The organism is Frondihabitans australicus, from assembly GCF_003634555.1.
GTDB lineage: Bacteria > Actinomycetota > Actinomycetes > Actinomycetales > Microbacteriaceae > Frondihabitans > Frondihabitans australicus.
This window is the reverse complement of the sequence record NZ_RBKS01000001.1, coordinates 1,155,382-1,178,069: the sequence shown is the minus strand read 5'-3', so window position 1 is coordinate 1,178,069 and position 22,688 is coordinate 1,155,382. Positions and strand designations below refer to the sequence as shown.

Annotated in this window: 23 protein-coding genes and 1 tRNA gene; 10 read left to right on the top strand and 14 right to left on the bottom strand. The window is 70.3% G+C overall.

Going from position 1 to position 22,688, the window contains the following annotated elements:
* Positions 1-7: 7 nt before the first annotated feature.
* Positions 8-571, bottom strand: a complete 564-nt coding sequence (locus tag C8E83_RS05400) for a TetR/AcrR family transcriptional regulator (protein WP_121368783.1) — start codon at positions 569-571, stop codon at positions 8-10.
* 108 nt (positions 572-679) lie between these two features.
* Between C8E83_RS05400 and C8E83_RS05395 the strand changes: the two genes are divergently transcribed.
* From C8E83_RS05395 to C8E83_RS05385, 3 genes are all read left to right on the top strand, one after another.
* Positions 680-1,699: an aldo/keto reductase gene (locus C8E83_RS05395; RefSeq protein ID WP_121368782.1), complete on the top strand. Its 1,020-nt coding sequence runs from the start codon at positions 680-682 to the stop codon at positions 1,697-1,699.
* A gap of 105 nt (positions 1,700-1,804) precedes the next feature.
* Positions 1,805-2,311, top strand: a complete 507-nt coding sequence (locus C8E83_RS05390; RefSeq protein ID WP_121368781.1) for a hypothetical protein — start codon at positions 1,805-1,807, stop codon at positions 2,309-2,311.
* Positions 2,312-2,366: 55 nt separating this feature from the next.
* Entirely contained in the window at positions 2,367-3,089 is a 723-nt protein-coding gene (locus C8E83_RS05385) for a VOC family protein (protein ID WP_121368780.1), read from the top strand.
* 92 nt (positions 3,090-3,181) lie between these two features.
* On the opposite strand, the gene C8E83_RS05380 is transcribed toward C8E83_RS05385, so the two are convergent.
* The 4 genes from C8E83_RS05380 to C8E83_RS05365 form a co-directional block, all read right to left on the bottom strand.
* Positions 3,182-3,994 carry a GNAT family N-acetyltransferase gene (locus tag C8E83_RS05380; protein ID WP_211331666.1) on the bottom strand — a complete coding sequence of 271 codons (813 nt, stop codon included), beginning with the start codon at positions 3,992-3,994 and terminating at the stop codon, positions 3,182-3,184.
* Positions 3,995-4,028: 34 nt separating this feature from the next.
* Positions 4,029-5,513: a purine-cytosine permease family protein gene (locus tag C8E83_RS05375; protein WP_121368779.1), complete on the bottom strand. Its 1,485-nt coding sequence runs from the start codon at positions 5,511-5,513 to the stop codon at positions 4,029-4,031.
* Positions 5,514-5,634: 121 nt separating this feature from the next.
* Positions 5,635-6,150: a hypothetical protein gene (locus tag C8E83_RS05370; RefSeq protein WP_121368778.1), complete on the bottom strand. Its 516-nt coding sequence runs from the start codon at positions 6,148-6,150 to the stop codon at positions 5,635-5,637.
* Between the two features lie 80 nt (positions 6,151-6,230).
* A tRNA-Val gene (locus tag C8E83_RS05365) sits at positions 6,231-6,303 on the bottom strand.
* Between the two features lie 279 nt (positions 6,304-6,582).
* Here C8E83_RS05365 and C8E83_RS05360 point away from each other — a divergent pair.
* Positions 6,583-7,944, top strand: coding sequence for an acyltransferase family protein (locus tag C8E83_RS05360; RefSeq protein WP_121368777.1), 1,362 nt, complete (start codon positions 6,583-6,585; stop codon positions 7,942-7,944).
* Here C8E83_RS05360 and C8E83_RS05355 read toward each other — a convergent pair.
* A complete protein-coding gene (locus tag C8E83_RS05355; RefSeq protein ID WP_121368776.1) occupies positions 7,884-8,282 on the bottom strand; it encodes a VOC family protein in 399 nt (132 codons plus the stop codon). The genes C8E83_RS05360 and C8E83_RS05355 overlap by 61 nt on opposite strands.
* Before the next feature lie 61 nt (positions 8,283-8,343).
* Positions 8,344-8,817 carry a peroxiredoxin gene (locus C8E83_RS05350; RefSeq protein WP_121368775.1) on the bottom strand — a complete coding sequence of 158 codons (474 nt, stop codon included), beginning with the start codon at positions 8,815-8,817 and terminating at the stop codon, positions 8,344-8,346.
* Between the two features lie 275 nt (positions 8,818-9,092).
* Here C8E83_RS05350 and aceE point away from each other — a divergent pair, with 275 nt between their 5' ends.
* The 6 genes from aceE (at position 9,093) to C8E83_RS05320 (ending at position 16,802) form a co-directional block, all read left to right on the top strand.
* A complete protein-coding gene (gene aceE, locus C8E83_RS05345; protein WP_121368774.1) occupies positions 9,093-11,837 on the top strand; it encodes a pyruvate dehydrogenase (acetyl-transferring), homodimeric type in 2,745 nt (914 codons plus the stop codon).
* 7 nt (positions 11,838-11,844) lie between these two features.
* Positions 11,845-13,119 carry a PucR family transcriptional regulator gene (locus C8E83_RS05340; protein ID WP_121371752.1) on the top strand — a complete coding sequence of 425 codons (1,275 nt, stop codon included), beginning with the start codon at positions 11,845-11,847 and terminating at the stop codon, positions 13,117-13,119.
* A gap of 94 nt (positions 13,120-13,213) precedes the next feature.
* Entirely contained in the window at positions 13,214-14,149 is a 936-nt protein-coding gene (locus C8E83_RS05335; protein WP_121368773.1) for an ACP S-malonyltransferase, read from the top strand.
* A complete protein-coding gene (locus tag C8E83_RS05330) occupies positions 14,146-15,153 on the top strand; it encodes a beta-ketoacyl-ACP synthase III (protein WP_121368772.1) in 1,008 nt (335 codons plus the stop codon). The genes C8E83_RS05335 and C8E83_RS05330 overlap by 4 nt, the downstream gene beginning before the upstream one ends.
* A gap of 63 nt (positions 15,154-15,216) precedes the next feature.
* Positions 15,217-15,465 carry an acyl carrier protein gene (locus tag C8E83_RS05325; RefSeq protein WP_121368771.1) on the top strand — a complete coding sequence of 83 codons (249 nt, stop codon included), beginning with the start codon at positions 15,217-15,219 and terminating at the stop codon, positions 15,463-15,465.
* 101 nt (positions 15,466-15,566) lie between these two features.
* Positions 15,567-16,802, top strand: a complete 1,236-nt coding sequence (locus C8E83_RS05320; protein ID WP_121368770.1) for a beta-ketoacyl-[acyl-carrier-protein] synthase family protein — start codon at positions 15,567-15,569, stop codon at positions 16,800-16,802.
* A gap of 133 nt (positions 16,803-16,935) precedes the next feature.
* On the opposite strand, the gene C8E83_RS05315 is transcribed toward C8E83_RS05320, so the two are convergent.
* From C8E83_RS05315 to C8E83_RS05290, 7 genes are all read right to left on the bottom strand, one after another.
* Positions 16,936-17,415 carry a DUF3145 domain-containing protein gene (locus tag C8E83_RS05315; RefSeq protein ID WP_245981885.1) on the bottom strand — a complete coding sequence of 160 codons (480 nt, stop codon included), beginning with the start codon at positions 17,413-17,415 and terminating at the stop codon, positions 16,936-16,938.
* Positions 17,416-17,583: 168 nt separating this feature from the next.
* Entirely contained in the window at positions 17,584-19,230 is a 1,647-nt protein-coding gene (locus C8E83_RS05310) for a bifunctional 3'-5' exonuclease/DNA polymerase (protein WP_245981433.1), read from the bottom strand.
* A gap of 51 nt (positions 19,231-19,281) precedes the next feature.
* Positions 19,282-20,115, bottom strand: a complete 834-nt coding sequence (locus tag C8E83_RS05305) for a DUF1684 domain-containing protein (RefSeq protein ID WP_121368768.1) — start codon at positions 20,113-20,115, stop codon at positions 19,282-19,284.
* A gap of 42 nt (positions 20,116-20,157) precedes the next feature.
* Positions 20,158-20,778 carry an FMN reductase gene (locus tag C8E83_RS05300; protein WP_121368767.1) on the bottom strand — a complete coding sequence of 207 codons (621 nt, stop codon included), beginning with the start codon at positions 20,776-20,778 and terminating at the stop codon, positions 20,158-20,160.
* On the bottom strand, positions 20,775-21,938 hold the full coding sequence (locus C8E83_RS05295) for an LLM class flavin-dependent oxidoreductase (RefSeq protein WP_121368766.1): 1,164 nt from the start codon (positions 21,936-21,938) through the stop codon (positions 20,775-20,777). The genes C8E83_RS05300 and C8E83_RS05295 overlap by 4 nt, the downstream gene beginning before the upstream one ends.
* Before the next feature lie 167 nt (positions 21,939-22,105).
* Positions 22,106-22,237, bottom strand: a complete 132-nt coding sequence (locus C8E83_RS20000) for a hypothetical protein (protein ID WP_281270797.1) — start codon at positions 22,235-22,237, stop codon at positions 22,106-22,108.
* 97 nt (positions 22,238-22,334) lie between these two features.
* Entirely contained in the window at positions 22,335-22,661 is a 327-nt protein-coding gene (locus C8E83_RS05290; RefSeq protein ID WP_121368765.1) for a hypothetical protein, read from the bottom strand.
* Between the last annotated feature and the right edge of the window lie 27 nt (positions 22,662-22,688).

The window sequence follows — 22,688 nt, the reverse complement described above, 5'->3', positions numbered from 1 at the left end:
GCCGAGGTTAGCGCGAGACCGGTATGGCAGTCGACGTGCGCAGCCCGTCGACGAACACCCGGGTGAGCGTCGGGGCGAGGGGCGCAGGAGCACCGGGAACCCCGTGCTGCAGCATCGCCACCCCGGTCAGCACCTCGCGCGCCTCCACGTCGCTCCGCGCCGCACCGCTGTCGACCGCACGCGCGAGCAGCTCGGCGAACGCCGGGGTGAGCTGCCCGAGCAGAAGGTCCGGCAGCCCCTCATACGCCGCGTCCCCCGAGTGCAGCGCCTCGGCGAGACCCTGCTTCGTGCCGACGAACCTCGTGAACCGGTCGACGAACGCCACGACGGCGTCCCACGGGTCGGCCGCGTCGGCGAGCGTCTCGGCCAGCGCGATGCACTCGTCGACCTCGTGCTGCAGGACGGCGACGATGAGGTCGGAGCGGCGAGGGAAGTGCCGGTACAGAGTGCCGACGCCGACGCCGGCGGCGTCGGTGATCTGCTTCGCGGGCGCGTCGACGCCCTCGTCGGCGAACACCGCGCGGGCGGCGTCGACGACGGCGGTGGCGTTGCGGGTGGCGTCGGAGCGCATGGTGTCGGATCCTGTCGTTGCTTAACGGAAAGCCATTCCGTATAGTTGCGGAAGAGCATTCCGTTTCGCAGGAGCGTACCGGAGGATCGACGAAAAGAGAAGCCCGCCATGCAGTACCGCACCCTCGGCCGCACCGGCATCAAGGTCAGCCCCTACGCCCTCGGGGCCCTCATGTTCGCCACGAGCATGGGCAACGAGCCGGCCGAGTCCGAGCGCATCATCCACCGCGCGCTCGACGCCGGCATCAACCTCGTCGACACGTCCGATGCGTACGCCGACTCCGAGGAGGTCGTCGGTCGCGCCCTCAAGGGTCGCCGCGACGCCGTCGTGCTGGCGACGAAGTTCGGGCGCCCGGTCGACGACGACCCGAACCACACGGGAGCGTCGAGGCGCTGGATCATGCAGGCCGTCGAGCGGTCGCTGAAGCGGCTGCAGACCGACTGGATCGACGTCTACCAGCTGCACCGACCGGATCCTGCGACCGACATGGAGGAGACCCTCTCGGCCCTCACCGACCTCGTCCGTCAGGGCAAGATCAGGGCGTTCGGCACGTCGAACCTCGACGCCTCCGAGATCGTCGAGGCGCACGCGATCTCCGAGCGACGCGGCTACGAGCGTCTGCGCACCGAGCAGCCCGCCTACTCGCTGCTCAACCGCGGCATCGAGCGCGAGGTGCTGCCGGTCGCGCAGCGCACGGGCATGGGAATCCTCACCTGGGGCCCGCTCGGCCAGGGCATGCTCACCGGGCGGGTGCGGCGCGGGCAGGAGACCGACGTGATCCGCTCGCGCTTCCTCACCTCGTTCAGCGACGCCCGGCGCCTCGACGCTGTCGAGGAGTACGTCGCACTGGTTTCGGATGCGGGCATCTCGATGCCGCACCTCGCCATGGCGTTCGTCATCGCGCACCCCGGCGTCACGAGCGCCCTGCTCGGCGCCCGCACCATGGAGCAGCTCGACGACCTCCTCGCCGGGGTCGACACGGTGCTCGACGACGACCTGCTCGATCGGATCGACGCGATCGTCCCTCCCGGCACCGACATCGGCACGCTCGACCAGGCCTACGTGCCGCCGTCGCTGCAGGATCCGGGACTCCGCCGCCGCCCTGTCTCCTCGCGCGGCGCCGTCTGACTCCGAAGGCCCGGGCTGTCGCTCGCCCGAGTCGTCGACGGCCCCACCACCGCCGCGCGCCGGCCCGTGGCCGCGCCGCCACCGGCGCCCTCGTACGATGGCTGGATGAGCGACGCGACCGGCCCGACCCTCGACAGCGGCGTGCGGCAGTGGCAGGTGCGGCCAGCCGACCTCGACGACCTGGTGCGGACGTTCGCCCGGTTCGCGCTCGTCCGGCAGCCGTTCGTCTGGATCGGCGGACTGCTGGCGGTCGTGATGCTCATCTCGAGCTTCGGCAGCCACGACCTCGGGCTCCTGCTCTACGGGCTCTTCATCATCGCCGCGTTCACGCTCGTCTACGGGCTGAACATCCGGCGGTCGTCGCGCAGCATCCGCACGTCGTACCAGCCGGGCTCGCTGGTGACGACCGCGTTCGGGTACGCCGGATTCACCGTCACGACTCCGCGGGGCGTGGTGCGACACGACTACGGCGCGTTCCGCCGGGTCGCCGTGCAGGGCAGGTGGGTGCTGCTGCTGAATCGGAACGTGCGGGTCTGGTCGATCCTGCCGCGTGACATCTTCCCCGACGAGGCGATCGAGCGCGTGCGCGTCGCCCCGCCCAGCGTCGGCTAGTTCGGACCGAGTCTCGCGTGCGCCCTGCCCGTCGCAGGCGGCGTAGGGTCGCGGCATGTCCGCCCGACTGGTTGCTCTCCGCATCGACGCGCTCGACCCCGCCGCGTCCGCGCGGTTCTGGGCCGAGCTGTTCGACTGGCCCGAGCCGCGTGTCGACGGCGACGGCTCGGCGACCCTCGTTCCGCCCGACGACACCGGCTTCGACCTCGTGTTCGTGGCGGCCGCGACGCCGAAGCGCGAGAAGAACCAGATGCACTTCGACGTGACCTCCGAGTCGCAGGAGGCGCAGGATCAGCAGGTCGCCCACGCCCTCGCCCTCGGCGGCCGCCACATCGACGTCGGGCAGCTGCCCGAAGAGCTCCACGTCGTGCTCGCCGACCCCGAGGGCGACGAGTTCTGCGTCGTCGAGCCAGGCAACTCCTTCCTCGCCGACTGCGGCCGGATCGGGGCCCTGTCGTCCGACGGCACGCAGGCCGAGGGGTACTTCTGGGCGGCCGCGCTCGACTGGCCGCTCGTCTGGGACCAGGACGAGGAGACCGCAGTCCGCTCCCCCGCCGGCGGCCCCAAGATCACCTGGGGCGGCCCGCCGATCGACGAGCGTCACGAGCCGAATCGCTGGCGGTTGGCGCTCGAGGTCGAGGGCGCAGGAGCCGACGCCCTCCGTGCCGAGACCGCTCGCCTCGTCGCCCTCGGAGCGCGCGTCGTCGACGACAGCGCCTCGGCCCCCGTGCTCGCCTCCCCCGACGGGAACCTGTTCCACCTGTCCGCCGGGCGCTGACGACCCGCGCGTCGAGACACCCGCGACCCGACAGATTCGTCGTCTGCGGGGCCCGTTCGCGTCGGGTCAGGCGTGTCTCGGCGGTCGCAGCGCTAGCCCCGCTTCCAGACGTACGGGGTCGTCGTCGACACCTTGAGCAGCCCTGAGCGCTCGAGGATGGGCCGCGAAAACTCCGTCGAGTCGCTGTGGATCAGCGTCTTGCCGAGGGCGACGGCCGACCGTGCCCGAGCCGCGGTGAGTGCGCGGTAGATGCCCTTGCGCCGCCACTCGGGCAGCGTCGCCCCGCCCCAGATCCCGGCGAACGACGTGCCGGGTACGGGCTCGAGCCGCCCCGCGCAGACCACGGTGTCACCGGCGAGGGCTACCCAGAGCTCCATGTCGGGGTCGCGGGCGAATCTCGCGAGGGTCGCCGCCTCCATGCCCGCCGCATCTTCCGCTGTGTCGCCGAAGACGCCCGCCTCCATGGCGCACATGGCGCGGACGCCGGCGGCGTCGGTGACCCGGCACAGCGCGACGCCGGGTGGCAGCGGGACGTCGGCGATCAGATCCTGCGCATCGCCGATCATGATCGACTCGGGGTCGTCGGGCCGGAACCCGTTCGCGAGCAGGGCTTCGTGCAGCCCCGGCGCGCGGTCGTGGCCGCGGGTCTTCCACTCGACCGACGTGATGGTCTCGTCCGCCGTGTAGTGAGCGAAGGCCTCGGGCACGAGGGCCGCGATCTCGGGCTCGCCGAGGTCACCGAGCGACTGATACGTGATGAACCCTCGGCCGCTGGCGAACGTGACGAGCCGCAGCGGGCCGAGCCGTTCGACCGAGACGGCACTCGGCGTCTCGGCGTCGGTGCGGAGCTGCTCGTCGTAGGCGGCGAGCAGGCGGGCTCGGGTGGCGTCGTCGTCGGTGGTCACGCATCCATCCTGCCGCAGGATCCGACGGTGGCCGTCAGACGGCTGCTCCGTCGGCGAGGTGGTGCTCCGCGGCGTCCTCCAGCTCGGCGGCCTGCGCGTCGGCGAGCCTCCGCTCGGCGTCGAGGTCGAGGCCGCGGGTGAAGATCCAGTACAGGCCTCCCGCGATCGGGAGCCCGATGAACAGCGAGATGTCGACACCGCCCATGGCCTTGGCGATGAAGCCCACGTAGAAGGCCGTGTTGAAGAACGGCGTCATGCAGACGAAGCCGATCAGGTAGGACGCGATGCCGGCCCAGCCCCAGCGGCGGTAGATGCCGGACGGCTTGAAGATCTCGGCGATGGCGTAGTGCCCGCGGCGGACGATGAAGAAGTCGGTCAGGTTGACGGCCGTCCACGGGATGAAGAAGTAGAGCACCAGCACCAGGAACGACGAGAAGTTCGTCGCGAAGTTGCTGGACGCGAACAGCGCCAGCACGCCCGAGATGAGCGCCGTGATCACGACCGTGACGATGCGGACGAGCAGCGTCGGGTTGACCTTCTTGACGCTGTCGATCGACGAGATGAGGGTGAGCGACCCGCCGTACATGTTCAGGACGATCACGGCGATGAGCCCGAACGCGAAGATGAGCAGGGCGATGGTTCCGAAGCCGGGGAACAGGTCGTTCGAGACCTGCTCGATGGCCGGGATCGGGTCGCCGGCGTCGAAGTTCTTCACCGCCGCGGCGAGGTAGGCACCGAGGAAGATCATCCAGGCGCCCCCGACGGCCGAGCCCCAGAACGTCCAGCGGAACGTCTGGCTGGTCGGCGTGGTGGCGGGCAGGTAGCGCGAGTAGTCGGAGACGTAGATCGCCCACGAGATCTGGTACCCGGCGACGACGGAGAGCTGCGCGAAGAACGCCAGCGGCGAGAAGTGCCCCAGGTCGAACGAGCCCGCCGGCAGGTGCAGGTGCGTGATGCCCGCGAGGGTGAGCAGGGCCAGGGCGGCGATCGTGAGGTAGCTGAGGTAGCGCTCCATGCGGTGGATGAGGTCGTAGCCGGCGATGGCGATGACCGCGCTCACGACCGTGACGATCCAGAACCAGAGCGGGTTGAGGCCCGTCGCCGTGTGGATGGCGGTGCCGATCGCCTCGCCGGCGAGCACCGTGTTGAAGATGTTGAAGCCGGCGTACTGCAGGAACGCGAACAGCCACACGAGCAGCGCGCCGATGTAGCCGAACTGCGGCCGCGACTGGATCATCTGCGGCAGCCCCAGCTGCGGGCCCTGCGACGAGTGCGCCGCCATGAAGAACGTGCCGATGATGAGGCCGAGCACGATCGCGATCAGCGACCAGATCAGGTTGCCGCCGTCGACGAAGCTCACGACGCCGATGGCCAGCGTGGTGATCTGCGCGTTGCACATGAACCACAGCGGGCCGATGTGCCACACCTTCCCGTGCCGCTCGCTGCGGGGCACGTAGTCGATCGAGCGGACCTCGATCGAGCGGGTGGAGCGGGTGGCGGTGTCCGGCGACTGGGTCATGGGCGACTCCTCGGGAGGCGGCGGTGCGCGGTGGGGATCCGCTTACGAAAGTGGATCCGCTGCTCCTGCGTCAAATGCCGTGCCGTCGCTGTTGCCGTCGGGGCCTGCCGAAACGGCAGCGTCAGGCGGGGCTGGTCTCGGCTCTGACAGGGGTCTCTCCGGAAGGTTGCGCGCCTTCCGCGGTGGGTGGGGCCACGGGCGCGAGCCGGCTCTGACGTCGTTCCGAGTGCAGGAGCAGCGGCCACAGCCCGAACAGCACGACTGCCAGCACCGCGGCAAGCGCCGACACGGCCAGAGCGCACTCCATCGCGAGCGGCGCGTTGCTCCTCGCGGTGAAGTCGAGCCACTCCCAGGCCAGGACACCGAGTGCGCCGACACCGACGCAGCCGAGGGCCGCATTCCGGATCGTCGCCGAGGCCGGGAACGCGTAGTGCGCCAGCAGCTTCGCCGCGAGCACCGCCTGCAGCTTCTTGACGGCGACGAGCGCCTCGCCGTCGAGGGAGGGCTCGAGCTTCGCCAGCCGCTCGAGGAGCTTGATCCGCGAACGACGGCGGCTCACCCCGAGCACCGCGCCGAGTGCCGCCACGGCGGCCGAGGCGATGCCCACGAGCAGGGTCGAGAGGGCTGTTCCGGTCATGGTGTTCCTCCTCACTGATGTGGAGGAACTCTCGCTCGTGGCCGAGCCGCCGGCCATAGGCAGAACGACGTAGGTGTGAGTGGGCCCTACCGGGCTCGAACCGATGACATCCACGGTGTAAACGTGGCGCTCTACCAACTGAGCTAAAGGCCCGCACGCGACCTCGGCCGCAGCGTCGCACCATCGTACCGAACCGGCCGCGCGTTTCCTGTCGCACACGATTCCGGCCATGGTGCCAGCGAAAGTCCGCTGGCTGCATGGCCGAAACCCGTTGCGACACCGACGCGAGAGGCCGGGACGGCGTGAGGCCGCGGGGCCACGGGATGCCACGACCAGTGGCACCGGGGTGCCACAGGGCGTCCGCAGGGCGGATGCACAGGTTCAGCCGCGAGACCGGTGCGCCGCCGCGAACGCCGCCGATAGCGTCCAGACATGAACGCTGACGCTCATCGACACGCCGGAGCTCCGGCTCCCGCCGACCGCTCCACCGACAGCCGCACGGCCCTCCTCGCGGGCCGCGACCTCACCGTCGACCTGGCACGGGCCTCCTGCGTGCTCCTCGTGGTGGTCGTCCACCTGCTCATGTTCGCCGTGTCGCGCACCGCGGCCGGGGCGCTCGTCGTGACGGCACCCCTGACGCACGAGCCGTGGTTCGCCCGGGCCACCTGGTTCGGCCAGATCATGCCCCTGTTCTTCGTGGTCGGCGGATTCGCCAGCGCGACGGCGTGGGCGTCGGCCGAGCGCCGGGGGCAGGATGCCGGCGACTACGTCCGCGGCAGACTCCTCCGCCTCGGCCGGCCCGCGGCAGCGGTGTTCGTGTTCCTCGCGGTGGGGCTCGGCGTGGCGACCATCGCCGGGGCGCCTCCCGCGATCCTGCGCACCACCGCCGTCGGCATCGGGTCGCCGCTGTGGTTCCTCGCGGCGTACGGCATCACGCAGCTGTTCGTGCCGCTCATGGCGCGGCTGCACCGAGTGAACCCGTGGGCGACCCTCGCGGTGCTCGCGACGGCGGGACTGCTCGTCGACCTGGGCCGTCATGCGACCGGTGTGACCGACTTCGGCCTGCTGAACATGGTGTTCGTGTGGCTGTTCGTGCAGCAGCTCGGCTTCGTCTACGCCTCGGGCTGGCTCGAGCGCATGCCGGTGGCGGTGCTCGTCGCGGTGCCGCTGGCCTGCTGGGCGCTCCTCGTGCCGATGACGCGCTCGGGCATCTGGTCGGCCGACATGCTCACCGACCAGAACCCGCCGATGACCACGCTCGCGGTGCTCGGCGTCGCGCAGCTCTTCCTGCTGCGGCTCTTCCGACCGGCGCTCGCGCGCCTCATGCAGACGAGGGCCGCGCAGAACGTCGTGTTCGTCGTGGGCAGCCGCGGCATGACCGTCTACCTGTGGCACCTGCCGCTGGCCGTGCTGCTCACCGGGGCGCTCGTGCTCGTGGGCGCGCCCCTGCCCGTGCCCGGTTCTCCGGTGTGGTGGGCCAGCAGGATCCCGATGTACGCCGCCGTCCTCGCCCTCGCCTTCACCGTGTCGCTCGTGGTGGGCCGGCTGGAGCGTGCTCCCCGCCCGGTGCCGGCCGGCGACCGGCGTCCGTCGCTGATCGTCATCGCGGCGGCGGCCGTCCTGACGATCGTCCCGCCGTTCGTGGTCATGCTCGACGGTCTCGACCTCGCCTGGGCCGTCATCGGCGCAGTGGCCCTGCCGCTGGCGATGTGGCTGCTCGGCCGCACTCGGCCTCAGGCCGCGCCGACGCCGATCTGCCAGGACACGCCGAACCGGTCGGCGACCCAGGCGTAGCGCTCGTTGAACGGATACGTGTCGAGCGGCATGAAGACCTGGCCGTCGGCGGCGAGGACTCCCACGAGCGCGTCGACGTCGGCGGCCTGTGCGCAGTCGACGGCGAGCGAGATCGACGGCGTGAAGGTGAAGTCGTGGACGGGCGCCGAGTCGATGCAGCGGAACCTCTGCCCGGCCAGCGAGAACGCCGCGAAGGCGATGGTCCCGTCGTCGGCTCGCTGCACGTGCTCGATGGCGGAGCCTCCGAACGCGGAGGTGTAGAGGTCGATCGCAGCCTGGGCGTCGCCGGTGAACATGAGCTGCGGCTCGATGCGGAGGGGATCGATCTGGTCGGCCATGGCTTCGACCGTACCCAGGATCCGGGGCTCCTGCGCCCTGATGTCTCCCCGCCCGGCGCTGCTACGCGGTGACGGGCACGAGGGCGTCGAGCGCCTCGCGGTACGCGTCGATGGAGCGGGCCTCGCCGGGAGCGGTGATGAAGTGCTCGCGGATGATGCCGGCGGCGTCGATGAGGTAGGTCGCGCGGTTCGCAAAGCCCTTGTGCTCCAGGAAGACGTCGTAGAGGCGCGACACCTCTCCGTGCGGCCAGAAGTCGGCGAGGAGGGTGAAGTCGTAGCCCTCGTCTTCGGCGAAGGCGCGCAGCGTGGCCTTGGAGTCGACCGAGATGCCGATCAGCTCGACCCGGTGGTCCTGGAACATCGCGATGTTGTCGCGGAGGGCGCACAGCTCGCTGGTGCAGGTCGAGGAGAACGCGAGGGGGAAGAACACGAGGGCGACGGGCTTGACTCCGCGGAAGTCGGTGAGGCGGACGTGCTCGCCGAACTGGTTGGGGAGATCGAAGTCGGGTGCCTGGACGTCGTTCGCCAGAGCCATGTCGGGGTTCCTTCCGTGCCGCCTCGCGCGTGCGGGCACGAAGAGAGATGCTACGCCGCCGACACGCCGACGCAACCCCGCGTTCACGTGGTTCGCTCGACGCGAAGGGAGTGGAGGGGCGACGAACGCGTTGTCGGTTTCGGCAACTAGAGTGGTCGTGCGGGTTCTGCCCCGTCTCCCACCCATTCGGACGACGACGTACCCGCGCGCACGGCGCCACCCACTCAGGCGGCCCGGTGCAGATTGTGTTCCCTACAAAAGAACGAGGTCAAAGGGTGTCGGTCAACGAACAGGATCCGTATTCGGTCGACGATTTCGATCGGGATCCAGAGGAAACCGCGGAGTGGAAGGAGTCGCTCGACGCCCTCGTCGCGGCCCACGGCCACGAGCGGGCCCGCGAGATCATGTTGAGCCTGCTTCAGCGCTCGCACGAGCTGCACGTCAACATCCCGACGGTGCCGACCACCGACTACATCAACACCATCGCGCCCGAGAACGAGCCGGCCTTCCCCGGCGACGAAGAGGTCGAGCGCCGCTACCGCAAGTGGCTCCGCTGGAACGCCGCGATCATGGTGCACCGCGCCCAGCGCCCCGGCATCTCGGTCGGCGGTCACATCTCGACCTACGCGTCCTCGGCGGCTCTCTACGAGGTCGGCTACAACCACTTCTTCCGCGGCCAGGGAGCTCCCGGCGGCGGCGACCAGATCTTCTTCCAGGGCCACGCCTCCCCCGGCATGTACGCCCGCTCCTTCCTCGAGGGCCGACTCGACGAGCACGCCCTCGACGGCTTCCGCCAGGAGAAGTCGCACGGCGCCGACGGCCTCTCTTCGTACCCGCACCCGCGGCTCATGCCCGACTACTGGCAGTTCCCCACGGTGTCGATGGGCCTCGGGCCGATCAACGCCATCTACCAGGCGCAGGTCGCGAAGTACCTCACCAACCGCGGCATCAAGGACGCCTCCGACCAGCAGGTCTGGGCGTTCCTCGGCGACGGCGAGCTCGACGAGGTCGAGTCGCGCGGCCAGCTCCAGGTCGCGGCGAACGAGGGTCTCGACAACCTCAACTTCGTGATCAACTGCAACCTGCAGCGTCTCGACGGCCCGGTGCGCGGCAACGGCAAGATCATCCAGGAGCTGGAGAGCTTCTTCCGCGGCGCCGGCTGGAACGTCATCAAGGTCGTTTGGGGTCGCGAGTGGGACTCCCTCCTCGCGAACGACGCCTCCGGCGCGCTCCTCAACCTCATGAACCGCACGCCCGACGGCGACTTCCAGACCTACAAGGCCGAGTCGGGCGCCTACGTCCGCGAGAACTTCTTCGGCCGCGACCCCAAGGCGCTCGAGCTCGTCAAGGACTACTCCGACGAGGAGATCTGGCACCTCAAGCGCGGCGGCCACGACTACCGCAAGGTCTACGCGGCCTACAAGGCGGCCAGCGAGCACAAGGGCCAGCCGACCGTGATCCTGGCGAAGACGGTCAAGGGCTACGGCCTCGGCCCGACCTTCGAGGGCCGCAACGCGACCCACCAGATGAAGAAGCTCACGCTGAAGGACTTGAAGGCCTTCCGCGACGAGATGAGCATCCCGATCACCGACGCGGTGCTGGAGGAGAACCCCTACCTGCCGCCGTACTACCACCCCGGTCAGAACGACGAGGCGATCGAGTACCTCCAGGCGCGTCGTCGCGACCTCGGCGGCTACATCCCCGAGCGTCGCACCAAGCACACCGTGGTGAACGTGCCCGACGAGGGCGCCTACGGCATCGTCAAGAAGGGCTCCGGCAAGCAGGAGGTCGCCACCACGATGGCCTTCGCGCGCCTGCTGAAAGACCTGCTGCGCAGCCCCGAATTCGGCCACCGCATCGTGCCGATCATCCCCGACGAGGCCCGCACGTTCGGCATGGACGCCTACTTCCCGACGTCGAAGATCTACAACCCGAACGGCCAGCACTACACCTCGGTCGACCGCGAGCAGCTCCTGGCCTACAAGGAGAGCCCGCAGGGCCAGATCATCCACGTCGGCATCAACGAGGCGGGTGCCTTCGCCGCGTTCACGGCGACGGGCACGAGCTACTCGACGCAGGGCGAGCCGCTGATCCCGGTCTACGTCTTCTACTCGATGTTCGGATTCCAGCGCACGGGCGACGCCATGTGGGCCGCGGGCGACCAGATGGCGCGCGGCTTCATCATCGGCGCCACCGCCGGCCGCACGACCCTGACCGGCGAGGGCCTCCAGCACGCCGACGGCCACTCGCACCTGCTCGCATCGACGAACACCGCGGTGGTCAGCTACGACCCGGCCTACGGCTACGAGATCGGCCACATCATGAAGGCCGGCATCGAGCGGATGTACGGCACCGACGCGCTCGGCAACCCGACGCACTCCGACCCGAACGTCATGTACTACCTGACGGTCTACAACGAGCCGATGCCGCAGCCGGCCGAGCCCGAGGGCCTCGACGTCGACGGCGTCCTCAAGGGCATCTACAAGCTCAAGGCCGCCGAGAACCTCGGTCCGCGCGCCCAGCTTCTCGCCTCCGGCGTCGGCGTGCCGTGGGCTCTCGAGGCCCAGCAGCTGCTCGCGGAAGACTGGAACATCGCGGCCGACGTCTGGAGCGTCACGAGCTGGACGGAACTGCGTCGCGACGGCCTCGCAGCGGAGGAGCACAACTTCCTCTACCCGAACGCCGAGCCGAAGACGCCGTACCTGACGTCCAAGCTCGCCGAGGCGGAGGGGCCGTTCATCGCGGTGTCCGACTTCATGCACGCCGTCCAGGACCAGATCCGTCAGTTCGTGCCCGGCGACTACTACACGCTCGGCGCCGACGGCTTCGGGTTCTCCGACACGCGCGCGGCCGCTCGCCGGTTCTTCAAGATCGACGGCCCGTCCATGGTGGTCCGCACGCTGCAGGCCCTCGCCAAGCGCGGCGAGGTCGACCCGAGCGTCGTCCAGCAGGCGATCGACCGCTACCAGCTGCACGACGTCACCGCGGGCACCTCGGGCGCGGCCGGCGGTGAGAGCTGATCAGGTCGTGAGCTCCCCTCGCCCGCAGCAGGATCCCGCGGCGAAGCAGAAGACTCTGGCCTGGTTGCGCACCGTCTCCGGCGAGTTCGCCACGGCGACCATCAAGAAGCTCGACGAGACGCTGCCCTGGTACGGCTCCATGCCGCCGGGGCGGCGCTCGGCCGTCGGGCTGGTGGCCCAGGCCGGCATCACGTCGTTCATCAGCTGGTTCGACGATCCGCGGTCGACACCGTGGATCGCCGCCGACGTGTTCGGGGCGGCGCCTCGCGAGCTCCTGCGCTCGGTGAGCCTGCAGCAGACGCTGCAGCTGATCCGGGTGACCTGCGAGGTCGTCGAAGACCGGGTGCAAGACCGCGACCCGTACCTGCGGGAGGCGATCCTGCTCTACAGCCGCGAGATCGCCTTCGCGGCCGCCGACGTGTACGCCCGTGCCGCCGAGGCGCGCGGCCTCTGGGACGCCCGGCTCGAGGCGCTCGTCGTCGACTCGATCCTCTCCGGCGAGTACGACGACGAGCTGCCCAGCCGCATCGCCGCTCTCGGCTGGCACGGCCACGGCGAGGTCTCGGTGCTCGTCGGCACCGCCCCTCGCATGCTCGACGTCGACGTGCTCCGTCGCACGGCCCGCCACCTCGACGCCGACGTGCTCATCGGGGTCCAGGGCTCCCGACTGGTCCTCGTGATCGGCCGGGCCGAGACCGAAGACGAGATCGCCCAGGGCGACCAGGGCGCAGGAGCAGGCGGAGGCTCCTCGACCGCAGCCGCCCGCCCCCGCCCCACCTTCACCGAGATCGCCGTCGCTCTCGAGCCCGGCTTCGGCGACGGCCCGCTCGTGCTCGGCCACGAGGTCCCGGGGCTCGTCGACGCCTCCGGCAGCGCGAAGGCGGCTCTCGCCGGCTTCGCCGTGGCCCGCGCCTGGCGGAACGCCCCGCGTCCCGCGCAGGCCGACGACCTCCTGCCCGAGCGCGCGCTCGCCGGCGACCCGGTCGCCCGGGGCACACTCGTCAACCGCATCTACCGGCCGCTGAAGGCCCACTCGACCGAGCTGCTCACCACGCTGTGGTGCTACCTCGACAACGGCAGGTCGCTCGAGGCCACGGCGCGTGAGCTGTTCGTGCACCCCAACACCGTGCGCTACCGGTTGAAGCGCGTGACCGACGTGATCGGGTGGGACGCCACCGGGGCGCGCGAGGCTCTGATCCTGCAGGCGGCGCTCATCCTGGGCTCCATCGCCGACCCGGATGCACCGACCGGGCGCGGCAAGACGAAGGGCGCGCGATCGTGACGGCAGTCCACCTGAGTGCGATCTCCAACGTTTCGCCTGATTCTTGGTCGAGTCGCCACACCGCGTTCGGCGTGAGGGTTGGCAGGATGGTCCGGTGATCGTTCTCGCGGCCCCCGGCCAAGGCTCTCAGACCCCCGGATTCCTGACCCCCTGGATCGACGACCCCGACTCGGGCGACGAGGCGCGCGCGCTCCTCGCGCAGCTCTCCGAGGCGTCGGGCGTGGATCTCGTCGCGCACGGCACGGTCTCCGACGCCGAGACGATCCGCGACACCGCGATCGCCCAGCCGCTCATCGTGGCTGCGGGTCTCCTCACGGCCCGCGCCCTGTTCCAGCGGGTCTCCGCCGACACCGTCGGCGCCGTCGCCGGTCACTCGGTCGGCGAGCTCACCGCCGCGGCCCTCGCCGGAGTGATCTCCGAGGGCGACGCCGTCTCGCTCGTGACCGTCCGTGCGAAGGGCATGGCCGCGGCCGCCGCCGAGACGCCGACGGGAATGAGCGCCGTCCTCGGCGCCGACGAGGCCGAGTTGCTCGCCAAGCTCGACGAGCTGGGCCTCGAGCCCGCCAACTTCAACGGCGGCGGCCAGATCGTCGTCGCGGGCGCCCTCGAGGCCCTCGCGAAGCTCGCGGACGAGCCGCCGGCCCGGGCGCGAGTGATCCCCCTGCAGGTGGCGGGGGCGTTCCACACTCGGTACATGGGTTCGGCGATCCCGGCGCTTCGCGAGGCCGCTGCCGCCGTGCAGGTCTCGGATCCTGCGACCCCGATCTTCACGAACCACGACGGCTCGCGCGTCGCCTCGGGCCGGGAGTACCTCGACCTTCTCGTCTCGCAGGTCGCGTCGCCCGTCCGCTGGGACAAGACCATGGAGTCGTTCCTCGCCGCCGGCGTCACCGGCCAGATCGAGCTGGCCCCCGCGGGTGCTCTCACCGGCCTCGCCAAGCGCGGCATGAAGGGCGTGCCCTCCGTCGCCATCAAGACACCGGACGACCTCCAGGCCGCCGTCGACCTTCTCCAGGGAGCAGCCTCATGACCACCCCCGTGCTGAAGCAGAATCGCGGCCCCGAGTTCACCCGGATCCTCGCCCTCGGCGGAGCCCGCGGCGACCTCACGGTCACCAACGACGACATCGCGGAACCCATCAACTCCAGCGACGAGTGGATCCGTCAGCGCACCGGCGTGATCACCCGCAAGCGTGCCAGCCACGACGTCGGGGCCGTCGACCTGGCCGAGACCGCCTCGCGCGAGGCTCTCGAGAAGGCGGGCCTCACGGCCGACCAGATCGGAGTCGTGCTCGTCTCGACGGTGAGCAACACCATGCCGACGCCGTCGATGGCGGCCCTGCTTGCCGAGCGGATCGGCGCGAAGCCCGCCGCGGCCTACGACATCTCGGCGGCCTGCGCCGGCTACGCCTACGGCATCGCCCAGGCCGACGCCCTGGTGAAGTCGGGCATCGCCGACTACGTGCTCGTCGTCGGCGCGGAGAAACTCAGCGACATCATCGACCCGACCGACCGCTCCATCTCGTTCCTGCTCGGGGACGGCGCCGGGGCCGCCGTGGTCGGCCCCTCCGACACGCCCGGAATCTCGCCCACCGTGTGGGGTTCCGACGGCGAGTGGTCGACCATCGGCATGACCTCGACCTATCAGGAGTTCCGCGAGGGCGCCGGGAGCGTCGCGTGGCCGACCATCCGCCAGGAGGGCCCGACGGTCTTCCGCTGGGCGGTCTGGGAGATGGTCAAGGTCGCCAAGAAGGCCCTCGACGCGGCCGGCATCACGTCCGCCGACCTGGCGGCGTTCGTGCCGCACCAGGCGAACATGCGCATCATCGACGAGTTCGCGAAGCAGCTCGGCCTGCCCGAGTCGGTCGTCATCGGCCGCGACATCGAGACCACCGGCAACACGTCGGCCGCGAGCATCCCCCTCGCGACGCACCGCCTGCTGGCGGAGAACCCGGGTCTCTCGGGCGGTCTGTCACTGCAGATCGGCTTCGGAGCAGGTCTCGTTTTCGGCGCGCAGGTCGTGGTCCTGCCGTAGGGCGCGACGACGTGCAATAGGCTTTACCCCGGTCACAACGACACCCTCAAGGAGAGAGAAACAATGGCACAGTCCACCGAAGAAGTCCTGGCCGGCCTGGCCGAGCTCATCAACGACGAGACGGGCATTGCGACCGACACCGTCGAACTCGACAAGTCGTTCACCGACGACCTCGACATCGACTCCATCTCGATGATGACCATCGTGGTCAACGCCGAAGAGAAGTTCGACGTGAAGATCCCCGACGACGAGGTCAAGAACCTCAAGACCGTCGGCGACGCCGTCAACTTCATCACCAAGGCTCAGGGCTAAGCACCCCGACACTCGGCCCGCGTCCACGCCGACGCGGGCCGAGTCGTTTCTGCGCGCACTCCTCCGCCCCCGGGCGGCGGTGCGCATTCGAGGAGAACACTGTGACCAAGAAGATCGTCGTGACCGGCATCGGCGCGACCAGCCCGCTCGGCGGCACGTTCACCGAGTCGTGGGAGGCCTTGCTCGCCAAGAAGAGCGGCATCCGCACCGTCGAGGCCGACTGGACCTCAACGTACGACCTCCCCATCCGCTTCGCCGGTTCGGTGGCGCAGGATCCCGCCGAACAGCTCACCCGGCAAGAGACCAAGCGCCTCGACCCTTCCTCGCAGTACGCGCTGATCGCCGCACGCGAGGCCTGGGCCGATGCGGGCACACCCGAGGTCGTACCCGAGCGATTCCTCGTCGACTGGGCCACCGGCATCGGCGGCATCTGGACTCTGACCGACGGCATGGACACCCTGCGTGAGAAGGGCGCCCGGCGCGTCCTGCCGATGACCATCCCCATGCTCATGCCGAACGGCCCGGCCGCCGCCATCTCGATGTCGCTCGGCGCCCGCGCCGGGGCGCGCACGGTCGTGTCAGCGTGCGCGTCGAGCACCGAGTCGATCGCCAACGCGTACGACCACCTGCAGAAGGGCGACGCCGACATCGTCATCGCGGGCGGGTCCGAGGCGTCGGTGCACCCGCTGCCCCTCGCCGCGTTCGCCTCGATGCACGCGCTCTCCAGCCGCACGGACGACCCGGCGACCGCGTCGCGCCCGTACGACGTCACCCGCGACGGCTTCGTGCTCGGCGAGGGCGGCGCGGCGCTCGTGCTCGAGACCGAGGAGCACGCTCTCGCCCGCGGGGCGCGCATCTACGCCGAGCTCCTGGGCGGCGCCGTGACGAGCGATGCCTTCCACATCACCGCACCTGATCCCGAGGGCACCGGCGGTGCTCGCGCCGTGATCGATGCTCTGGCCCAGGCCGGCGTGCCCCGCGAGGCCGTCCGTCACATCAACGCGCACGCGACGTCGACGCCGGTCGGCGACGTCGCGGAGATCCGCGCCCTCGAGCGGGTCTTCGGCGACCACCTGGCCAACATCGCCATCTCGGCGACGAAGGCCTCCACCGGGCACCTCCTCGGCGGCGCCGGCGCAATCGAGGCGGCGTTCACCGTGAAGGCCCTGGAGTCGAAGACGCTGCCGCCGACGATCAACACGACGCAGACCGACGAGTCGATCGACATCGACCTCGTCACCGAGCCGCGCCCGATCGGCGACGAGCCCATCGTCGCGATCTCGACGTCGTTCGGCTTCGGCGGGCACAACGCCGTCGTCGCGTTCCGCTCCGTCTAGCTCGGGACCTGAGGCGACGGCCGCCCGCACACCCCATCGCGACAAAACGCGACACCTGCGACGCTTCCGGGCGTCGCAGGTGTCGCGTTTTGTCGCCGGAGGGAAGGCAGCGCCGGGCGGGAGGGGCAGCGGACTAGCCGACGGCGTGCAGCCAGGCGACGGGGTTGCCCTCACCCGCGTGGCGGAAGGCCTCGAGCTCGTCGTCCCACGCCTGGCCGAGGGCGAGCCGCAGCTCGCGGTGCAGCTCGAGCGTGTTGGATCCTGCGATCTCCATCGCGTAGCGAATCCGGTCTTCCGGGATGACCGTGTTGCCGGCGGAGTCGGTCTGCGCGAAGAAGACGCCGAGATCGGGCGTGTGCATCCAGCGACCGCCGTCAGACCCTGCGCTGGGGTCCTCGGTCACCTCGTAGCGGAGGTGCTCCCACCCGCGCAGCGCGGACGCGATGGCCGCGCCGGTGCCCTGGGGGCCCTCCCAGTAGAACTCCGCGCGAAGGCAGCCCTTCAGCACGGGCTGCTCGCTCCAGGTGAAGTTGACGGCCCTGCCAAGGGCACCACCAGCAGCCCACTCGACGTGCGGGCTGAGAGCTCGAGGGGACGAGTGGATGAACAGCACTCCACGCGCGCTCGACGCGGTTCGATTTTTGTCAGCCACGGTTCCTCCATTCGTTAGGTGCGACTTCCCCATCGACCTGTGAACGAACGAACTGCGGTACTTACGTGAATTATGGCGGATTCGATAACGAAATGACAACTGTGTGATTACCGAGAGTGGGCCCGTGTGTCACTTGGCCTTGTCGTACGAGTCGACGACGGCCACGGTGACCGGGAAACGCACGGGCGCACGGCCGAAGAGCAGGCGGCCCGCCTCGGTCGCGGCGGCCCGGACCGCGTCGGCCACGTCGTCGGCGATGTCTTCGGGGGTGTGCACCACGACCTCGTCGTGGAGGAAGAAGACCAGGTGGGGTGCCTCGGCTCCTGCGCCCCATTGTTCGGCCAGGGTGCGTCGGAGCGCGCCCATCCAGCACAGCGCCCACTCGGCGGCGGTGCCCTGCACGACGAAGTTGCGGGTGAACCGACCCCAGGCCCGCATGCCGCCGTCGACCGCGGCCGGGCCGTCCTCCGGCGGGCGTGACGCGTCGAACGTGCCGGGCGGCGGCGACGAGCGGCCGAGCAGGGTCGTGACGATGCCGCCCTGCTCCCCCGTGCGGGCGGCGGCCTCGACCAGCGCGATCGCCTTCGGGAACGCTCGCGTCAGTCGTGGCATCAGCCGGCCGCCGTCGCCCTGCGTCGCGCCGTACATGGCGCCGAGCATGGCGACCTTGGCCTCCGCGCGCGTCGCGACGGCGCCCGAGGCGACGATCCCTTCGTAGAGATCGCCCTCGCCCGCGCGCGCCATGGCTTCGTCCTGAGCCAGGGCCGTCAGGATCCGAGGCTCCAGCTGGGACGCGTCGGCCACGACGAGCTTCCACCCCGTGTCGGCCGTCACGGCACCGCGAACGGCGCGAGGCAGCTGCAGCGCTCCGCCACCCGACGTGCCCCAGCGCCCGGTCGCCGCCGCGGCGGGGACGTACTCGGGGCGGAAGCGGCCGCCGACCACCCAGGTGTCGAGCCACGACCAGCCGTTGGCGACGAGGAGACGCTGCTTCTTCTTGTAGGCCAGGAGCGGCGCTATCGCCGGATGCTCGAGCTCCCTGAGCTCCCACTGCCGCGTCGTCTTCACCTGGAGGCCCGCCTGACGAAGAGCTTTGATCAGGTCTCCGGGCGAGTCGGGATTGAGGTCGGGCGCTTCGAGTGCAGACCGGACCGCGGACAGGTCGCCGAGCATCCCGGAGGGTCGGTCGCCGACCCCGCGAGGCCGCGGCCCGAGGGCGGCCGTGAGCAGCTCGTCGTGCCGCGTCGCCGACCACGGGATGCCGCGGTGACGCATCTCGCAGGCGATGAGGGCGCCGGTCGACTCGGCGGCGGAGAGCAGCTCCAGTCGGCTGCGCTGGGGTGAGCGCTCGATCGCCTCGCGCTGCCGCAGGAACTCGACGTCGGCGCCGGCGATCGACTCCTGCTGCACGACGAAGAGCGCGCCCGCGTCGGCGACCGCCGCCTGCGCGGCGTCCCACGCGCCGGGCGCCGCGCCGTGGAGGGCCGCACCGGCGGTGAAGGCGGAGCGGCGGAGGATGGCGTGGACGAGCCGGAGGTCCACGCAGCGTTCGACGCGCCGGCCCGCCGCGAGGAGCGCGGGGTACCAGCGGAACGTGTCGTCCCAGACCCATCGCGTGTGCTCTGCCTCGCCACGATCGACCTCTTCCAGGAGGGCCTCGTCGTCACCGGGCGGAAGGGATCGCGTCTCGGTCTGCTTCAGCTCACCGGTGTCGTCCCTGGCATACGTCGTCGCGGCGATCGACTCGTCGGCGAGGCGGACGAGCAGGGTGAACACATGTTCGATCCTACTCGGCTGGCCGTTTTCGGCCGCCCGACACGGGGGCGATCACTCCTCGTGGAGGAGCGATCCGTCGGCGGCGAGCACCTGCTGCTCGCCCGCCTCGATGGGCACCGCGAAGCGGTTCTGCTTCGGCGGGATCGGGCAGTTGTAGTTGTACGAGAAGGCGCAGGGCGGCAGGACGGCCTGGTTGAAGTCGAGCGTGATGGTGCCGTCGTCACCGGGGATCGGGAAGAGGAAGCGCCCGACCGAGTATGTCGAGCCTCCGTTGGTCGCGTCGCCGAAGACCAGCTGGAGCCGCTCGCCGTCGCCCGCCGGGAACGCGGCGAGCTCGTAGTCGGCGCCGTCGCGAGAGAATCGGATCAGGCCCGGCAGGTCGCGCCGGCGGGGCGCGTCGTCCTTCTGGTGCTGGATCTCGACCGCGGCGCCGTCGTCGGTCGGAACCCAGTCGGCCGTGATCACCCACGACTCGTCGAGCGGGAAGGACGAGATCGACCCGAAGGCGCGAATGCCGTCGGACTCGGCGTCCCACACGCGAAGCGCGTACGACGAACTGTCGTCGTTGGCGATGACCGTACCCGTGACGGTCGGGCTGAAGCGGATCGTCGACGGGGCGATGGCGTCGCTGCCCGAGACGTAGACCGTGCCGTCGACGATCTCGCCGTCGACCTCGATGCCGTCCGCGGCGGTCGCGGTCAGGGCGAGCCCGCCCAGGCCCGCAGGAGCCGGGGACCACTCGCCCGGCACACCCCAGATCGTCTGCGCGGAGTCGACCCACTGCGTGTTGACGAGCGCCAGCAGCCCCTGCGGGGCGACGGCGCGAGCGTGGCGGCGCTCGTGGAAGCGTTCGAGGACTGCGGTGGCGGAGCTGGTGTCGGTCATGGTCGTCTCAACGTAGCGGGCGCCGCAGACATTTCCTGCGGTCTACTCGGCCGACAGTCGTCGCAGCTGCTCCTCGAACGGGACGACCGCGAGCGGGTCGGGCCGCGTGGTCGCGTGCCCGGCCATGAGCCCGGCGAGCTGCTCCCCTGCGCGGGCGACGCGGTCGGGCAGCGTGGTCGTCGTCCCGTAGCCCGATCCCCAGTCCTCCGAGGCGGCGAAGACGCCCAGTGGCACGACGACCGCACGCAGGTAGGCGAACAGCGGCCGGAGAGCGAAGTCGAGCACCATCGAGTGCCGCGCCGTGCCCGCTGTCGCCGCGATGAGCACCGGAGTGCCCTCGAGCGAGTCCTTATCGACGACGTCGAAGAACGACTTGAACAGTCCGCTGTACGACGCGGTGAAGACGGGCGTGACGGCGATCACGCCGTCCGCCGACGTGACGGCGTCGACGGCGGCGGCCAGCGCCGGAGGCGCGAACCCGGTCAGGAGGTTGTCGGTGATCTCGTGCGCGAGGTCGCGCAGCTCGATCACCTCGACCTCGACGGCGTCGCCGTGCGAGGCGAGGGCTCGTGTGGTGGCCTCGGCGAGACGGTCGGCGAGCAGTCGGGTCGATGACGGCTGGCTGAGGCCTGCCGACACGACGGCGAGGCGCTTGGCGGTCACGCGGAGACCTCCGCCGAGAGGCTGTCGCGATCCTGCGCCTCGACCGAAGAGCTGGCAGCGGCGGCGTCTCGGGCCGCGACGAGCCCCGCGTGGGTCGGGCCCTCGGGGATGTCGGCCGGGCGGTCTTTCGCCATCTCGGCGCGGAGTACGGGCACGACCTCGGAGCCGAGCAGGTCGAGCTGCTCGAGGACCGTCGTGAGCGGCAGGCCGGCGTGGTCCATGAGGAACAGCTGGCGCTGGTAGTGGCCGACGTAGTCGCGGAAGCCGAGGGTGCGGTCGATGACCTCCTGCGGGCTGCCCACGGTGAGCGGCGTCTGCGCGGTGAAGTCCTCGAGCGAGGGGCCGTGGCCGTAGACGGGCGCGTTGTCGAAGTAGGGGCGGAACCGCTTCACGGCGTCCTGCGAGTTCTTGGCCATGAACACCTGGCCGCCGAGGCCTACGATCGCCTGGTCGGCGCGGCCGTGGCCGTAGTGCTCGAACCGCTCGCGGTAGAGCTGCACCATCTGCTGGGTGTGCGACGCGGGCCAGAAGATGTGGTTGGCGAAGAATCCGTCGCCGTAGTAGGCGGCCTGCTCGGCGATCTCGGTCGAGCGGATGGAGCCGTGCCAGACGAACGGGGCGACGTCGTCGAGCGGGCGGGGCGTCGCGGTGAAGCCCTGGAGGGGCGTGCGGAAGTGGCCCTTCCAGTCGACGACCTCCTCGGTCCAGAGGCGGTGGAGCAGCGCGTAGTTCTCGATGGCGAGATTGATGCCCTGCCGGATGTCCTTGCCGAACCACGGGTAGACCGGGCCGGTGTTGCCGCGACCGAGAGTAAGGTCGACGCGGCCGTCGGCGATGTGCTGGAGCAGCGCAAAGTCTTCGGCGATCTTCACCGGGTCGTTCGTGGTGATGAGCGTCGTGGCGGTCGAGAGGATGATCCGCTCGGTCTGCGCCGCGATCATGGCGAGCAGTGTGGTCGGGCTCGAGTTCGCGAACGGCGGGTTGTGGTGCTCGCCCGCCGCGTAGACGTCGAGGCCGACCTCCTCGGCGTGCTTGGCGATGGTGATCATCGCCTTGAGGCGCTCGTGCTCGGTGGGAGTGATGCCCGTCGTCGGATCGGTCGTGATGTCGCCGACCGAGAAGATGCCGAACTGGACCGGACCCTGTGCTGCCTGTGTCATGACCCCAACCTTACGTCAGATTCCATGCGTTTGCATGTATCTCGTTCAACGCATGGCGCGCCCAACTATTCCCCGCAACCACGAGTGGCCCGAAATGCACGTGGAACCGGGGTTCGGCGTGCGTTTCGGGCCACTCGAAAGAAGGAGAGAAGGGCTCCGGCGGAGGGCTAGTGCTTCGTGACCGTGTGCGAGTGCGTGTGGGGCGCAGGAGCCGCCGACACGCTCGCCGCGATCACGCTCGGCACGGCGATGGCCACCGTGAGCACGGTGGCGGCGATGGCGAGGCGCGGGGAGATCATGCTCCGACGGTAGGGCTCGCCGGTGCGGCCGCGGCAGCCCCAGTGCGAGCGCCCCCCGCTCGGGTGACACGCGGCGCTCACGACGCCGCGAGTCCGTTCAGTACGAGAGGTAGTCGTTCTCCCCCACCGGCGGCGCGAGCCGCAGGTAGCGCTCGGGCACCTGGACGCGCGACAGCGGCCCCTCGAGGTCGGCGGTGTACTGGGGGGTGTCGAACTCGATCCACCACACGCGCGACGACCCGCCGATCACCGAGACCGGGCCCCAGGCCGACCCGCCGTGACGCACCACGAAGCCCGTCGGGCCGTCCGGGAACGGGGTCGTCGGGTCTTCGAATCGATCGACGACGTAGACCTGCGCGCCCACGCCGAATCCGGTGTCGCGGGTGATCGGGGAATCGGTTCCCCGCAGGCGCTTGCCGAACATGGAATCATTCTTCCATTCGACAGGCGC